At 64.1% G+C, this 15,836-nt stretch carries 12 protein-coding genes; 7 read left to right on the forward strand and 5 right to left on the reverse strand.

The window, feature by feature from the left end; translation table 11 throughout:
• Positions 1 to 244: (d)CMP kinase (locus IT472_RS01895; RefSeq protein ID WP_297177531.1), on the reverse strand; the 244-nt coding region annotated here is incomplete at its 3' end.
• A 225-nt stretch (positions 245 to 469) separates the two neighbouring features.
• Positions 470 to 3,334 (reverse strand): ligand-binding sensor domain-containing diguanylate cyclase, encoded by a 2,865-nt coding sequence (locus tag IT472_RS01900; protein WP_297177534.1) that lies wholly within the window; start codon positions 3,332 to 3,334, stop codon positions 470 to 472.
• Between the two features lie 358 nt (positions 3,335 to 3,692).
• Between IT472_RS01900 and ykgO the strand changes: the two genes are divergently transcribed.
• The 7 genes from ykgO to IT472_RS01935 all read left to right on the forward strand — a co-directional run bounded on the left by ykgO (position 3,693) and on the right by IT472_RS01935 (position 9,953).
• Positions 3,693 to 3,818: a type B 50S ribosomal protein L36 gene (gene ykgO, locus IT472_RS01905; protein WP_029213509.1), complete on the forward strand. Its 126-nt coding sequence runs from the start codon at positions 3,693 to 3,695 to the stop codon at positions 3,816 to 3,818.
• A gap of 153 nt (positions 3,819 to 3,971) precedes the next feature.
• Complete coding sequence (locus IT472_RS01910) at positions 3,972 to 4,298, forward strand: hypothetical protein (protein ID WP_297177546.1); 327 nt, start codon at positions 3,972 to 3,974, stop codon at positions 4,296 to 4,298.
• 6 nt (positions 4,299 to 4,304) lie between these two features.
• A complete protein-coding gene (locus IT472_RS01915; RefSeq protein ID WP_297177549.1) occupies positions 4,305 to 5,525 on the forward strand; it encodes an agmatine deiminase family protein in 1,221 nt (406 codons plus the stop codon).
• Between the two features lie 177 nt (positions 5,526 to 5,702).
• Positions 5,703 to 6,344 carry a hypothetical protein gene (locus tag IT472_RS01920; RefSeq protein ID WP_297177552.1) on the forward strand — a complete coding sequence of 214 codons (642 nt, stop codon included), beginning with the start codon at positions 5,703 to 5,705 and terminating at the stop codon, positions 6,342 to 6,344.
• A 133-nt stretch (positions 6,345 to 6,477) separates the two neighbouring features.
• The gene (locus IT472_RS01925) at positions 6,478 to 7,725 is read left to right on the forward strand and encodes a YncE family protein (protein WP_297177555.1); all 1,248 of its coding nucleotides are present in this window, start codon (positions 6,478 to 6,480) and stop codon (positions 7,723 to 7,725) included.
• Positions 7,726 to 7,840: 115 nt separating this feature from the next.
• Positions 7,841 to 8,725, forward strand: coding sequence for a carbon-nitrogen hydrolase (locus IT472_RS01930; RefSeq protein ID WP_297177558.1), 885 nt, complete (start codon positions 7,841 to 7,843; stop codon positions 8,723 to 8,725).
• A gap of 25 nt (positions 8,726 to 8,750) precedes the next feature.
• On the forward strand, positions 8,751 to 9,953 hold the full coding sequence (locus IT472_RS01935; RefSeq protein WP_297177569.1) for a TraB/GumN family protein: 1,203 nt from the start codon (positions 8,751 to 8,753) through the stop codon (positions 9,951 to 9,953).
• Between the two features lie 18 nt (positions 9,954 to 9,971).
• Here IT472_RS01935 and IT472_RS01940 read toward each other — a convergent pair whose 3' ends face one another.
• From IT472_RS01940 to IT472_RS01950, 3 genes are all read right to left on the reverse strand, one after another.
• On the reverse strand, positions 9,972 to 10,820 hold the full coding sequence (locus IT472_RS01940) for a DUF6159 family protein (protein ID WP_297177561.1): 849 nt from the start codon (positions 10,818 to 10,820) through the stop codon (positions 9,972 to 9,974).
• Between the two features lie 201 nt (positions 10,821 to 11,021).
• Positions 11,022 to 14,123 carry an efflux RND transporter permease subunit gene (locus tag IT472_RS01945; RefSeq protein WP_297177564.1) on the reverse strand — a complete coding sequence of 1,034 codons (3,102 nt, stop codon included), beginning with the start codon at positions 14,121 to 14,123 and terminating at the stop codon, positions 11,022 to 11,024.
• A gap of 10 nt (positions 14,124 to 14,133) precedes the next feature.
• Positions 14,134 to 15,836, reverse strand: a 1,703-nt coding sequence (locus IT472_RS01950) for an efflux RND transporter permease subunit (RefSeq protein ID WP_297177566.1), incomplete at its 5' end; no start/stop codon positions are given.

Here is a 15,836-nt window from a genome sequence, read left to right on the forward strand (position 1 = left end):
TGACCAGGACGCGAGGCTCGCCCAATGGCGTGTCGTCGAACGTGACCTTGGTGGCATGGGTGCAGCGCACCAGCGCGGCCACATCGGAGAGATCCAGTGACGACCAGCCGGCGGCAACCGCCACCGCTCGGTACAGTGCGCCGGAATCGAGGTAGTGCCAGCCCAGGCGGGCCGCGACCAGCCGGCTGATGGTGCCCTTGCCTGAACCGGAAGGGCCGTCGATGGTCAAGATGGGCGTATCCATCCGCCTAGTATTACGGAAGGCTTGGACAAATCCACCCGGCCGAGCAGCGCGGGTCGTGCTCGTGCGGGTCCAGACCGGCAGCAGGAAGGGGGGCGCATGGTGTGCCGAGCCAAGCCCGTGCGGAGCCGGGCCTTGACAGGCCAGGTATGGATCGGCTGCAGGCGCATCAGGTTCGCCTGGGCCTTGCGCCGTGCCGCCGTCGGCCGGCAGGCCCGAGGCCTCGCTTCAATCCGAACGTCTCCAGCAGTTGCGACCCTCGTCCTTGGCACGGTAGAGCGCCTCGTCCGCACGTCGAATCAAGTCCTGGACGTCAGTGTCGCCCCGGTGACGCAGGGCAAGTCCGGCGCTGAAACTCACGGTACTGCGTAGCGGTGAGGCCGGGTGCGGGATCGCGCGTTCGCACAGCACTGCCGCCAGATCATCGAGGCGTTGCCCCGCCGTGGCCACCGTATCAGCGCTGAAAACCAGTGCGAATTCTTCACCACCGATGCGAGCGGCTTGCACCTGCGGATTGGCTTGCGATTCGAGCAGCTTGGCGAATTCGACCAGGCAGCGGTCGCCGGCGACATGGCCAAGGGCATCGTTATAGGCCTTGAAATGGTCGATGTCGATCATCGCCATCGCCAGCGGCTCGTTGCCAGAGAACAGGCGTTCGAGGCTTTCAAAAAATGCGCGCCGATTGGGCAGGCCGGTGAGGAAATCATGGTTGGCAGCGCTCTCTAGCGCTTCATTGGCAAGCTCGAGTTCGTGCGTGCGCGCTTGCACTTCGGCCTTGAGTTCCCGGGCGTGAGCCTTGAGTTCCCGCGTGCGCCACAGGATCAGGCCCGCTGTCAACAGCGCGAGTCCGAATACCGCCAGCAAGCGAAGATCCGTGCGTTGCCACCAATACGGCGCCACTTCGAAAGCCAGCCTGACCGGCTCACCCCACGGCTCGGTCGCGGTGCCGACCGCGACCTCGAAGGTGTAGCGCCCCGGCTGCAGTGCATCGAACACGACGCTGCGGCGCGCACCGATTTCGCTCCAGTCATCCAGCGACGGCATGAGGCGGTAGCGGAATCGCAGGCGTTCGGCATCGGCCAGGCGCAATGCGGTGTAGTCGATCGTGACCTGCCTTGGCCCCGCCGGCAGTGACAATTCCCGGGCAGGCAGCAGGATCGTGCCGTCGACGACCATGCGTTCGATGCGTGGCTTCGGCAAGGGTGCATGCACTGGCTCCGCGTCGGCGGGAATCCTCGCCACGCCTTCGGTCGTGGCGACCCAGGCGGTTCCTTCCGCATCGATCATCAGTGAATTCTGGGTGCCGCCGTTGGCTTCGCTCGAGCGCATGCCTTCGGCTTCACCGAACAGGGTGAAGTCGGGTGTCACCGCAGGTTCGGCAAGGTAACGGTGAAGCTCGCCCAACCGCACTCGCAACACGCCTGCGTTGGTCGAGGTCCACAGTCGACCCGCGAAATCCAGTTCGAGCGCGTGGAACTGCACTGGCAACACTCGGTTGATCGGCTCGATGGCAGTCAACTTGCCGTGGTCGTACACAAACAGGCCGATCGCCGCCAACCACAGGCGGCCATCGGGGGCGCGCAACACATCACGTACCCTTTGGTTCGGCAGGGCCAGGATTCGGGTCGCCACGCGGCCGTCATAGCGATAGATGCCGGCATCGGGTACCGCAAGCAGCCAGTTGCCCGGCCCATCGGCACGGATGCGCGAGACCACGGGTCGCCCTGCACCAGGCAGTTCCACCACATCCACCTGCCCCTTGTGCAGTCGCCACAGCCCTGCATTGGTGGCGACCAGCAACGTTGCCTCATCAATGGCATAAAGCGATTGGATGCGCCGTCCGGTGAACTCGTGAAACCCTTCCATGCGGCCGTCGGCCCGCCTCCGGAACAGGCCACCGACGGTGCCGATCCACTGCACCTCGCCTTGGTCGAGCACCGACAGCACGGCATTGGCTGCCGCAGGCATCGCCTGGGCGCGGGCCACGTCGATTCGTTGGCGGCCATCGAAAGCGACCAAGCCACCATCATTGAAGCCGAGCCACCAACCCCCGGCCCGTCGAGGCGCCACGACCCAGGCCAAGCCTTTCGGTACACCTTCGCCATCGCCGAGCATTTGGACCTGCACACGGCTGATGCGCGACAGTCCGCCCGCGGTGCCAACCCACAGCTGCGCCTCACGATCGCGCAACAGGTTCCAGATCACGTCGGAAGCGAGGCCTTGCTGGCGCGTGATCGTTCGCAGGGTGCCTCCCCGGTCGGCAATCAGGCCGGCTCCCGATGTGGCAATCCACAACAGGCCATCCCGGTCAGGCTGGAGGGCGCGAACGATGGGCGAAGGCAGTGCGGCCGTGCGTGGCGAGAATTCGAAACCGTTCGGGCCAAGCTCAGCCAGCCCGCCCCGAAAACCCGCATGGCCGCGCCCGGCGGCATCGAACACGATCGTCCACAGATGCGACCGTCTGACCTGTGGATCCACGGAGGCTGGCTGCCATCCCGTCTGGCTGTGGCGCCACGGTCCGTTTTCAGTCGCCGCATACACGGTGCCAGCCTGATCTTGGGCCAGGCTCCAGACCGTCTGGTCGAGCACCCGCTGCAGGGACTCAACCCGAGTCGCACCAAAGTGTGCATGGAACAGGCCACTGCCCGTGCCCAGCCACAATCCGCCTTCAGGATGTGGGCGCACCAGGGTGATGGACTGCATTGGCAGGCCATTGCCGGTGTCGAAGCGCGTCAAGTGCCCGGCGCGATCCATGCGCAGCAACCCACGGTAGGTCCCAGCAAACCAAAGAACGCCATCAGGTGTCTGCGTGATCGATGAAATCAGGTCGGCCACCAACTCCGAACCACTCAGCTCCGACAAGGGTGTGAAACGCACGCCATCGAAGCGCGCGACACCCAGGTAGGTGCCGACCCACAGATAGCCATCGCTGTCCTGAAACATTGAGCTGACGCTGGAGTGCGGCAACCCATTGGCGGTGCGCCAGGTGGTGGTCCGGTACTGTGGGGTGATCGACGATTGCGCATGCGCAGCACCGACCGCGAGCAGGATGCCCGCGAGTAGCGATGCCCACAGCCGGCCGCAGATCGACATGTGGCCATGCTAGCCCAAGCCGATGCGGCGCAGCACCGCAATGTTCAGTCTGCAAACAATCGATTCCGCAATGAGGGATTCCTGGAGCGCCGGACGTGCGTGTACGGAACAGACGTAGGTAATGTGCAAGGTGAATCCGAACCACGCGCCGTATACCTTGACGATCAATGTCGCGCCGACTCCGCCGTGTGCCGCGTTGTGCCTATCGGCGTCGGACCGCGCAGAGGCCCTCGAGGTCGTGCGTCAAGGGAAGACACTGCACGTTGCGCATTACCGAACAAATCGGTTAGAATGCGCGGCTTGATCGTTGTTTTCCGTGGCAATTCAATCAATCACTGTTTTCCTGCCGAGGTGTGTCATGAAGGTCCTGTCCTCCCTGAAGTCGGCGAAGTCCCGTCACCGCGACTGCAAGGTCGTCCGCCGCCGCGGCAAGGTCTTCGTCATCTGCAAGTCCAATCCCCGCTTCAAGGCCCGTCAGCGCTGAGTTCCGGCACCGCTGGCGTGGGTGGGAGCCGCCGCGAGGCGGCTCTTTTCGTTGCAGGCGGCGCGTTCGGGCCGCTTCAGGCGAACGAAGGGGGTGCCGACCTTGGTGTTTTCGCCCTAGAATCAATGACCATCACCGCGTAGGAGTGCATCGATGAAGCATCTGGTGTGCAAGACCTCCCTGGCCATCGCCCTGCTCGGCATGGTCGGTGCTGCCAGCGCCGACACCCTGCTGATCCAGCGCGTGCAGCAGGAAACTGCCAACATGCCCAAGCGCGGCGCAACCGCCGCCCAAGTGCAGGCGCAATACGGCGCCCCCAGCGAGCAATTGGCCCCGCAGGGTGGGCAGCGTCGCGCTTGGCCGGCGATCACCCGCTGGATTTATCCAGCCTTCGTGGTCTATTTCGAACACGGCCGCGTGGTCGATGCGGTCGCAAACCAGGCCACGCCGGACGAAATCGGTCCGAAGCCGGCCAAATAACCGGCGATGCCCCTGCCTGACCTGCGTTTCCCCGCCGAGTGGGAGCCCCAATCGGCGGTCTTGATCGCGTGGCCGCATGCCGGTACCGACTGGGCGGCCCGCCTGGCCGAGGTGGAAATCACCTATGTCGCGCTGGTGGCCGCCATCACGCGTTTCCAGACTGTCGTCATCATCGTGGCCGATGCCACGCTGCAGGCACATGCAACCGCTCGTCTGGATGACGCTGGCGTGGACGTGGCGCGGGTGCGTTTCGTCATCGCTCTCTACGATGACACCTGGCTACGGGATACCGGGCCGGTGAGCCTTGTGTTGTCCGGGACCGGGCATTCTGCCGCGGCCCGGACCGATCCGGTTCGACGCATGTCCGAACCGGATCGCGACGAATCCGCCAGAGCGGATTCGCGGCCCGCACATCCCTGTGCGGGAAATCGCTGCGACGGTTTTCCTTCTCCCCGCCCGCGGGGAGAAGGTGGCCGCAGGCCGGATCAGGGGCTGGCTTTCCACCTGCTCGATTTCCGCTTCACCGGTTGGGGCGGCAAGTTCGAGGCTGGCACCGACGATCGCTTGGTCGAGCGCCTCGTCGACCAGAAGTTGTTTCTCAATAGTTCCAGACAACCAATTGATTTTGCATTGGAAGGTGGTGCCATCGAGACCGATGGTGACGGTAGCTTGCTGACGACATGGCAGTGTCTGCACGAGCGCCATCCGGATGCGTCACGCACGGAATTGAGTGACAAGCTTGCAGCCTGGCTCCAGCAAGATCGCGTGCTCTGGCTGGACCACGGCGCCCTGGAAGGCGACGACACCGACGCCCACATCGACACCCTCGCCCGCTTCGCGGCGCCCGATGCCATCGTGTTCCAGGCTTGCGACGATTCCGCCGACACCCACTACGCGGACCTGTCCGCGATGGCCGATGAAATCGCCGCGCTGCGGACCAAACACGGCACACCTTACCGCCTGTTCCCACTGCCGTGGGCCAAACCGATTCTGGACGGAGAACGCCGCCTCGCCGCAAGTTATGCAAATTTCTTGATCATCAACGGCGCGGTCTTGATGCCCGCCTACGGTGACCCTGCCGATATCGAAGCTGCCGCCGTGCTGGCCCGCGCCTTCCCCGACCGCGAAATCGTCCAGGTCCCCTGCCGCCCGCTGATCTGGCAGAACGGCAGCCTGCATTGCATCACCATGCAGTTGCCGACAGGGCTGGTATCGACAGAAACCTGATTCGCATCGCAGGTACAACCGCGATCAGGCCGACAGTCGCAACTCCCGCAGACCGGTCATTCGCGCTTGAACGTCGTGTGCGCTCGCAGCCCAACGCTCCAATCTGGCTGGCCGAAGGAATCCATTGAAATCGTGATAGGTTCAGGAATCAGGTTTCATGCAATGGGAGGTGGAATCATGCGGAGAACAAGCCATTCCCTGTTTCTGGCCATGCTCGTGTCTGGATGCACCCAAGGCGAACGCGCGGGCGTTGTGTCTCCTGAAGATGCGGCGACGGCTTCAACACCTGCGACTGCAACGGAGCCTGCGTCCGTTGCGCATGGCAGCATTCCCTCGCCAACCGGAAGTGATTCAACGCGCTGCATGGACGTGGGCGCGGTTCCCCCTGGCCAGAAAGAGAGCCCGGATGTTTTCGTCTGCAGATTTCTGTCGAACTATCTTGCGGATGACGGCGACGACGTGAACTGGACGAGCGCCTGGTTCTCCGATGACGTCCTCTCTGCCAAGAAGACCAATGACAGGGCCTGTGCCGATGTGGAAGGAATCTGCGGGCCTGATTACGACTTCATTGCCCAAGGCCAGGATACGCCTAGCCTGGAGGACGTCTCTGCCAAGACCATTGAAGGGACGTCGGGGGCTGCCGGATCCAATCGCGTCGAAGTGACTTTCGACTATGGTCGGCATGGAGGAACCGTCGTGAAAACGACGTATATCCTGATTCCTGCCGGGAATGGCTGGAAGATCGACAACGTCCTGGCGGATGATGATTTCGGGGGGCGCATCGACGTGTACAGGTATTTCTCGAATTCGGATCGATGAGAGCGAGCCGGCGCGACCAGGCCCAGCACGTCCGGCATTCATCGAATGCCATCTCAGTGCAATCGAGCGTTTCATTGACAGCGCAAGACCGGATTGCCATGCTCGATCCACTTCTTCTGCGCCAGATTTCCCCATGCCAAAGATCACGACCGTACTGGCAGCCCTGCTCCTGATTGCATCGGCCGCCACCCGAGCGGATGGCACGCTACAGCGTTTCGCCCGCATTCAAGCGCTGGGGCCATCCGGAACGCCGGGTGACATCTACGACACACACATCCAGTCGCCCAAGTCGGCGCATTTCTCTCCTGATGGCAGGAAGCTCTACATCAATGCGCTGGAAGGCGGTGAAACGCTGGTCTACAGCTTCCCGCAGCTCAAGCTGCTGACCGTCATCCGCCACAGTTTCGGCGCAGCGGATGCCGCACTGTTCAAGGATGGGGAAACCACGGCCTTCGATTATCGGTTCTTCAACGGCACCCCGGGGCAATACAACCGGTTCATGGGCAAACCGGTGGAGATGGCGTTCTCGCACCGCGGGCGTTTCCTGTGGGTGCCCTATTACCGTCGGAGCTTCGACGGCAATGCCTCGTCTCCATCGGCCCTGGCCATCATCGACACCCGCACCGACAAGATCGTTCGCGTCATGCCCACCGGACCGTTGCCGAAATACGTCGCCATTTCACCCGATTCCAGACAGGCGGTCATTACCCACTGGGGCGACAACACCCTGGGGGTGCTCGACATCAGCGGCGACGATCCAGCGAAGTTCCACTACGTGGGGCATTGGGTGGTTGAACAACGGCTGCCGACGGAAGGCATCTCCGGCAACCGCGACAGCAATTGCGGGTTCTGCCTGCGCGGAACCACCTACACGCCCGATGGCACGACCGTGCTGGTTGCACGGATGGGCGGCGGTGGCCTGGCGGGCTTCGACTCGATGACCGGCCGCTATCTCGGCACCCTCAGCGGCATCGTCGGCAATCCGCGCCATCTGGTCATCAGCAAGGACGGAAAGACCCTGTACATCAGCGGCAACAGCAGTGGGCAAGTCGGGCGCTACAGCTTGCCGGCCATGGTTGCGGCGCTCCGCCAAGCCAACGGCCAGACAGTCAGTGGTCCGGGTGGCGAGACCTTGTCCGTGGGACCGGGTGCACGCACGATCGAACTCAGTCCCGACCAACGCAGCCTGTACGTCGCCGTGAACAATGCGGCGCGCTTGGTCAAGGTCGACCTCGCCAGCTGGCGGGTGGTTGAAAGTGTTGACGTCGACCCCTTCCCCGTCGGATTGGCGGTCAGCCCGGATGGGAACACCATCGTGACGACCAGCCAAGGGCGCAGCGGTCGCGGTGGCGGGCAGTCGGTCAATCTGTTTCACGATTGAGTCATCACGTCCCAACGGGCCGGCACTGCCGGCCGTTTTGACATGGGCCGCCATGGGAGGGTCGGTACAGGCGTCTGCAAGTGACCCTTCCCCACCCCTCCCCTACAATGCTGCCATGAACGTCAAGACTCTTCCCGTCGCCCTCGTGCAGGAGCGCAACCACGGTTCCGCCGAGGCCAATCTCGCGGTGATCGAGGCACGCATTGCGGAAGCGGCGAAGGCCGGCGCGAAACTCGTGCTGCTGCAAGAGCTGCACAACGGCGCCTATTTCTGCCAGCACGAGGCGGTGGCCGAGTTCGATCTGGCGGAGGCGATCCCCGGACCATCCACGGCGCGATTGTCGGCGCTTGCGAAGCAGCACGGGGTGGTGCTGGTGAGTTCGCTGTTCGAGAAGCGTGCGGCAGGGCTGTATCACAACACCGCGGTTGTGTTCGAAGCCGACGGCAGCATCGCCGGCACCTACCGCAAGATGCACATCCCGGACGATCCGGGCTTCTACGAGAAGTTCTATTTCACCCCGGGTGATCTCGGTTTCACGCCGATCCAGACCTCGGTCGGCAAGCTCGGCGTGCTGGTGTGCTGGGATCAGTGGTATCCGGAAGCCGCGCGGCTGATGGCGCTGGCCGGAGCCGAACTGTTGCTCTATCCCACCGCGATCGGCTGGGACCCCGATGATGCGCAGGACGAAAAGAATCGCCAGCGCGATGCCTGGGTGCTGAGCCATCGTGGTCATGCCGTCGCCAACGGGCTGCCGGTGCTCAGCTGCAATCGCGTTGGCCACGAGCCGTCGCCACTGGGGGCGTCCGGAATTGATTTCTGGGGCAATTCCATCGTGCTGGGACCGCAGGGCGAAGTCGTCGCCGAAGCCGGCGGCGAGCCGACCCTGCTGCTGGCCGACGTCGACATGGGGCGCAGCGAGCAGGTGCGGCGGATCTGGCCGTTCCTGCGCGACCGTCGCATCGATGCTTACGACGAATTGGTGAAGCGCTACCGTGACTGACGCCATTACCGAAGCCGCCGCGCCCATCGATCAGTCGATCCTGAAGCAATCCACCGACCAACCCATCGTTGAACTCGAACGCGATGGCGTGCACTACACCCTGCTGGGCACGGCGCACGTCTCGAAAGCCAGCGTCGATGCAGTGCTGGCGACGATTGATTCCGGCCAGTTCGACGCGATCGCGGTCGAACTCGACCCGCAGCGGCTGAAGGCACTGACCGAACCCGACAGTTTGGCCGAACTCGATCTGGTCAAGGTCATCCGCGAGCGCAAGGTGGCACCATTCGCCGCCAACCTCGCCCTGGCCGCCTACCAGCGCCGGCTGGCCGAGCAGATGGGGATCGAGCCGGGCGCGGAACTCAAGGCCGCCGCTGTCGAAGCACAGGCGCGCGGGCTGTCCCTGCAATTGATCGACCGCGATGTCGGCATCACCTTTCGCCGCATCCTGCAGGGGCTGGGCTGGTGGGACCGGATGAAGCTGGTCAGCGGCGTCGGCGCCAGCCTGTTTTCCACCGACGAGGTGTCGGAGGAGGACATCGAGCGGCTGAAGGAAGGCGACATGCTCGAATCGAGCTTCGGCGAATTCGCGCAGCAGACCCCGACCCTGTTTGCCACCCTGATCGACGAGCGCGACCAGTACATGGCAGCGCGCCTGCGCCAGCGCGAGGACGGTGCCAAGCGGGTGTTGGCGGTGGTGGGTGCCGGACATCTCAAGGGCATGACCGCCTATCTGACCGAGGGCAGCGACGCGCCAGAATCGGTGATCGAACGCCTGTGCGTGATCCGTCAGCGCCGCAAGATTCCGTGGATCACCCTGACCCTGCTGACCCTGATCTTCGGTGGCATCGCCTGGGGCTGGTACCACGGCGGCGTCAGCCTCGGCCGCGACCTGCTGCTGCAATGGGTGATGTGGACCTGCGGCCTGACCGCGCTCGGCGCACTGCTGGCCGGCACGCATCCATTCGGTGTCCTGCTCGGCACCATCGTGGCCCCGTTCAAGCCGTTCCGCCCCGGCCTGCCCTCGGGGATGTTCAGTGCGCTGGTCGACCTGCGCCTGCGCAAGCCCGCCTATCCGGACTTTCTTGCGTTGCGCGACGACGCCCAGACGGTGGGTGGCTGGTATCGCAATCGCGTGACCCGCGTGCTGCTGGTGTTCCTGCTCACCAACCTCGGCACGGTCGCCGGCGAATGGATGGCCGGCGCGCGGATCCTCGGCAAGCTGCTGTAGGGCATCCGTGTCCGGTGTTTACTTCAGCCGGAACGCCTGTTGCAGGATCTGCCCATCGAAGCCGGTCGACGATTCCTGTCCCATCGCGTAGCGGTACAGCGCGGCCGAATAGATCCCAGCAAGCGCCGAATGGATCAAGGCGACCAGCAGGAACACCACGATCATCGAGGCCACGACCGTGCCCACCAGCACGCCGCTTCCGGACATGCCGGAGGCGATGATCGCCAGCACGGTGACGAAGAACAGGGCGACATAGATCAGGCCGAACACCACGCCCACGCCGCCCTGCCCGATCAGGTTCTCGCCCCAGGTTTTCTTGAGCAGTGCCGCGCTTTCCTTGACCGCATCGATCGGGCCGACGTCGCGACTGACCAGCACCGGCACCACCAGGAAGCTCGCCACCGTCCACGCCACCCCGATCAGGCCGATCACGATGCGCCCAAGCAGCCCGGCGCGTTCCTGCAGTGAACGCAGGATCATGCCCACGGTCGCCGCGATCGCGGCGTAGCCGAGGATCGGCAGGATTTTGCGGGTGGCGATGCGCAGGCCGTCACCCACGGTCGGATTGCCACCGTCGAGCCGGATCAGTGCCGCACCTACCAGGGCCGAGTTGAAAAAGAAGATCACGAAATACTGGACCAGATAAAACAGGAACGTCACCACGTAGGCCCCGGCCTGCACGCCTGCGCCACCCTCGCCCAGGGCGTCAAGCGAACGCATGCCGAGGATCGGCAGCACGAAGGCCGCAGCCACGATCAGCGCGCAGATGCTCGACAGCAGCGGGAACACCAGCAATTCCTTGTCCTTGGACAGGACGCCGGCACTGGCCTTGATCAGGCTCCAACTGCGTGAGAAGCGTTCGAACATGGCGGCTGCCTCGATATGGAGGGGATGTGGGGATCGTACACGCTGGCGGGTTGCCATGGGCATGCCGCTGATCGGATCCGAACGCTCAAGGAATTCCCCAGGGAACGTCGGTCATCCAAGCCGTCGGGGGAAATCTGTTCCTTGGCCGACATCCCGGGGGAATCCTGGGGTCATTGCACAATGATCCACGCCAACGCCGGTTCAGCCTGCGGATGCGCCAGCCTCCGCGGTACCCGTTGGTGCTGGCTGGGCAGTGTCCAAGCCACGGGCCCGGGCAATGATCCGCGCGGTGCCGCTTCGCAGGTCATCGAGCAGCGCATAGATGGTCGGCAGGAACAACAGGGTGACGACGGTGGAGAACGCCAATCCGCCGGCAATGGCCCGTGCCATCGGGTTGTAGGGTGGGCCGTCGCCGGCGATCTGGGTGTTCGAGATCGCGATCGGGATCATTGCCAGGATCGCCGTGCCCATCGTCATCAGGATCGGTCGCAGGCGTTCGCGGCTGCCCTCGATCAACGCCTCGATCCGTGGCAGCCCACGCCGGCGCAGGTTGTTGATGTGTTCGATCATCACGATACCGTTGTTCACCACCACCCCCATCAGCACCAGCACGCCGATGAATGCCATGATGTTGAATTGGGTTCCTGTCAACCACAGGCCCCAGAACACGCCGAGGATCGAGAACACCACACTACTCATGATCGCCAGAGGGAACAGCAGTGATTCGAACACCGAGGCCATCACGATGAACATCAGCGCGACGGCGATCAGCGTGTTGCGCATCATCTGCTGGTTCATGTCGATGTTCATGCCGAAGCCGCTGCCCTCGAAGGTGTAGCCGTAGCCGGGTGGCAAGTCGAGTGAATTCAGGGTGGCTTCGATGTCCTTGCGCGCCTGCTCCATGTCCGCGCCCGGCGCGAGGCTGGCCTGCACCTTGAGCATGGTCTGGCGGTTCATGCGCTGGATCGAGTTGGCCGAGGGCGTCTCGGACACATCCACCATCGCCAGCAGCGGCACGCTGCGGCCGTCCGGGGCGCGCACGGTGAAGGACTGCAGGTTTTCCGGGCCGTAGTGATCAACGCCCCGGAAGCGCACGTTCACCGGGATCTCGGTTTCCCCGCGATGGAATTCGCGGAGCGAGGAGCCGCGCAGGGCCAATCCCACGAATTGCGCCACCTGCTGCGCGTTGAATCCGTAGGCCGCGGCGCGATCTCGGTTGACGTGGACGGTCAATTCGCTTCCGGCATCGCCGGTATCCACGCGCACATCGCGCAGGCTGCGGCTGCGGGAAAGGATCGGGATGACGTCGTTGGCGATCTCCTTCAGGGTCTGGGTCGAATCCCCCATCAGGCTGAATGAAATGTCCTGACTTCCACCACCACCCATGCCGCCTTGGCGGCCCACGCCGATGTTGGCCCGCGCCGATTTCGGCAACCCGTCGCGGAGCCGGTCTGCGATAGCTTGTGCCTGTTCACTGTCCGAGTGGTTCAGCTCGATCTGGGTGACGGCCCAGCCCTGCTCGGCATAGCGGGAATACACCTGCTTGACGTCGAATTGCCTTCGGTTGGCATTGATGTATCGCTCCACTGCGCCGATCACTTCCCCCATCTGCTCCTTCGAATAGGAACCGTTCCACTGGTAAAAGATCGCGACCTCGGATGGATCCCCCTGGTCTCCGGAATCGCCCTTGGTGTAGGTGATTGGGACCAGGCTCACGGCGACGATCAGGAAGATGCCGAGCACGCTCCAACCGCGGTGTTCCAAGGTCCATCGCAGCACGTCGGCATAACGCGCCTGCAGGCGGGTGATGAACGGAGACTTGAGCGCGGGTGGGGTTTGCAGCCGTGCCGACAGCATCGGGATCAGGCTGATCGCCACCAGCCATGAGGCAAGCAGCGAGACCGAAATCGTCACCGCCAACTGGGTGAGGTAGATCGTCAGCATGTTCTTCTCGCCGAACATCATCGGCAGGAACACGATGCAGTGGCACAGGGTTCCGGCCGACAGCGCGATGGCGACGTGGCGGGTGCCGATCACCGAGGCAAGGCGCGGCTGGCCGGGGTATTTCTCGCGTTCCTGGTAGATGCTTTCGACCACCACCACCGCGTTGTCGACCAGCATGCCCACCGCCAGCAGCAGGCCCATCATCGAGAGGATGTTGAGGGTGATCCCGAAGAAGTACATGAAGCCCAGGGTCATGATGAAGCAGATCGGGATTGCCGTGCTCACCATCAGCACCGACGGCCAGTGGCGCAGGAAGTACCACAGCACGAACACCGACAGCGCCAAACCAATTGCGCCTGCTTCCGCCAGTGCCAGCAGCGAGTTGATCACTTGATCGCCTTGGTCCTCGGTCACTTCGATGTTGATTCCACGCATCGCCGGATCGCGCCGAAGCGACTCCAATTCGGTCTTCACGGCGCGCGACAGGTCGACCAGGTTGGCGGCACGTTCCTTGAAAATGTCCACGCCGATACTGGGGCGGCCGTCCACTTGGCGCACGTAGGTCGTGCGCTGGGGCTTGTTCGTGACCTCGGCAATGTCGCCGAGGCGCACGCCGCGGCCATTGATCGGCAGCGCGCGCAACTGTTCGACATCGGTCATCTCGCCCTTGGGTTGGATGCGCAGGCGGCGGCCGTCGTCAGTAATCATGCCGCCGGACACCGAGAAGTTCGCGGCCTGCAGGCGCGAGACCAATTCGTCGAGCACCACGCCGTTGGCATTCAGGCGGTCGGGCTCGATCGCCACTTCGATCTCCTGCTCCGGAATGCCTTCGACTTCGATCCGGGCCACCCCAGGCAGGCGCTCCAGCCGGCGCTTGATGGTTTGGTCGATCAGTTCGCCGCGTGCGACGAGGTTATCGTGGCTGGTCAGGCGCAGGCTGATCGCTTCCTCGTCGCCACTGTTCCAGCGCCAGACGAAGTAACGCCGGAAATCGTCGGGCAACTGGTCGCGGATGGCGTCGATGCGTTCGCGTGCCTCCGAGACCGCAACCGCAACATTGCGGCCCCAGTCGCTGAACTGGACGAATATGCTGCCGCTGTTGGCGGAGGCGGTTGCGTTCAATGACTTGATGCCGGACATCGTTGCCAGCGCTTCCTCGACCGGCTTGACCACGTTCTGTTCGACTTCTTCAGGGGTCGACCCCTGGTAAGGCAGCGAAACGAAGAAGAACGGCGCGGAGGTCTCCGGCTGCGACTCCAAGGGTAAACGGAACGCCGCGATCAGGCCGATCACCACCAGGGAGACGAACAGCATGATGGTCGACACCGGTCGACGGATGGACAGTTCGGTGATGTTCACGCCTGCATCCTCACCCGGCCGACCCGCCATCGAGGGGGTCGTGTTCGTGTGCGATCACCGCATCCAGCGCGCTGGCATCGGCACGCGCGCGTCGGCCGCGCTCCGCGTAGAACGCATCCGGGCGACGATCCAGCAAGTCGTAGACCAGCGGGATCACCACCAGGGTCAACAGGGTCGACACCAGCAGTCCGCCGATCACGGTGATGGCCATCGGGCTGCGCACCTCGGCGCCATCGCCGAACGCCAGTGCCAGCGGCAGGAAGCCGAACACCGCGCACAGCGTGGTCATCATGATCGGGCGCAGGCGTGAGCGCGCGCCCTCGATCAGCGCCTGCCGCTTGGCCACGCCGTCCTCGCGCAGTTGGTTGACCTTGTCGATCAGGATGATCGCGTTCTTCACCACCAGGCCCACCAGCAGGATCAGGCCGATGAACACCACCACCGACACCGGCGATCGGGTCAGCACCAGCGCCGCCACCGCGCCGACCAGGGCCAGCGGGATGGTGAACAGGATGACGAAGGGGTGCAGCAGCGATTCGAACTGCGAGGCCATCACCAGGTAGACCATGAACACCGCTAACCCGAAGGCAAACAGCAGTGAGCGCAGCGATTCGTCGAGGTCCTGGCCCTGGCCACCGATGCGGATGCCGATGTCCACGCCCAGCGGGTCCTTCGCCACCATCGCCTCCACCTCGCGCACCGCGGCGCCGAGGTCGATGTCGCGCAGGTTGGCCGAGATCACCGCCACCCGCCGGTGGTCGACGCGATGGATCTCGCTGGGGCCGGAGGTCGCGACCACCCGTGCCACTGCCGCCAGTTCCACTGGGGCACCCTTGCCGGGATTGACGATCAGGTGGCGAATGGCATCCACCGAAGCACGGTCGGACTCACGCACCCGCACCAGCACATCGATTTTGCGATCGCGGAAACTGTAACGGGTGGCGACTTCGCCGGCCACTTTCTTGGTGACGGCATCGGCGATCTGGCGTGTGGTCAGACCCAGCGCCGCGGCGCGGTCCTGGTCGAACAGGATCTGGATTTCCGGGAAGCCCTGCTCCACCGTCGATTTCACGTCGGCGTAGTGCGGATTGGCGCGCAGCATCGCCGCGAGTTTATTGCCGGCGGTGCGGATCGTCTCGAGGTCATTGCCCTCGACCTCGATTTCAAGTGGCGGTGCAAGGCTAAACAACTCCGGCCGCGCAAAATTCACCTGTGCGCCCGGATGGTCGCGCATGCTGGCGCGCAGCGCTTCCGTGAGCGGTCCCTCGGCGCTGTTGTCGCTCATCACCACGTCGAGCTTGCCGATGTTCTCGCCGCTTTCGGTCGGATTGGCATCCAGTCGCGTGCCGGTGCCGGAGACCCCGTACAGCACGCGCACGCCGTCGTCGCGGTCGTGGGCTGCTTCGATCTGCCGGATCAGGTCATCGGTACGCGCCAGGGGCGTGCCCGGCGGCAGCTTCGCGGTCATCGTGAAGCGGTCCTGCGCCAGCTGCGGGATCAGGTCGGTGCCCAGGAAAGGAAGTACCGCCAAGGTCAGCGCGAAGGCCACGGTGGCCGCGAGAAGGATGGGGGTCGGCCGCCGCAGCGCGGCGGGCAGGATCTTCAAGTAGCCGTTTTCGGCACGCGTGTAGAGCGCCATCCACAGGACGCTGGCGCTGCGCATGACCGGACCGACGACCGCGGCTGTCCCACGCCAAACCGTCACCACCAGCA

Source organism: Thermomonas sp. (assembly GCF_020850895.1).
GTDB lineage: Bacteria > Pseudomonadota > Gammaproteobacteria > Xanthomonadales > Xanthomonadaceae > Thermomonas.

Bases quoted from the DNA above. Each gene is read 5' to 3' on its own strand.
- IT472_RS01900 (WP_297177534.1), bottom strand. From the start codon at position 3,334: ATGTCGATCTGCGGCCGGCTGTGGGCATCGCTACTCGCGGGCATCCTG.
- ykgO (WP_029213509.1), top strand. From the start codon at position 3,693: ATGAAGGTCCTGTCCTCCCTGAAGTCGGCGAAGTCCCGTCACCGCGAC.
- IT472_RS01910 (WP_297177546.1), top strand. From the start codon at position 3,972: ATGAAGCATCTGGTGTGCAAGACCTCCCTGGCCATCGCCCTGCTCGGC.
- IT472_RS01915 (WP_297177549.1), top strand. From the start codon at position 4,305: ATGCCCCTGCCTGACCTGCGTTTCCCCGCCGAGTGGGAGCCCCAATCG.
- IT472_RS01920 (WP_297177552.1), top strand. From the start codon at position 5,703: ATGCGGAGAACAAGCCATTCCCTGTTTCTGGCCATGCTCGTGTCTGGA.
- IT472_RS01925 (WP_297177555.1), top strand. From the start codon at position 6,478: ATGCCAAAGATCACGACCGTACTGGCAGCCCTGCTCCTGATTGCATCG.
- IT472_RS01930 (WP_297177558.1), top strand. From the start codon at position 7,841: ATGAACGTCAAGACTCTTCCCGTCGCCCTCGTGCAGGAGCGCAACCAC.
- IT472_RS01940 (WP_297177561.1), bottom strand. From the start codon at position 10,820: ATGTTCGAACGCTTCTCACGCAGTTGGAGCCTGATCAAGGCCAGTGCC.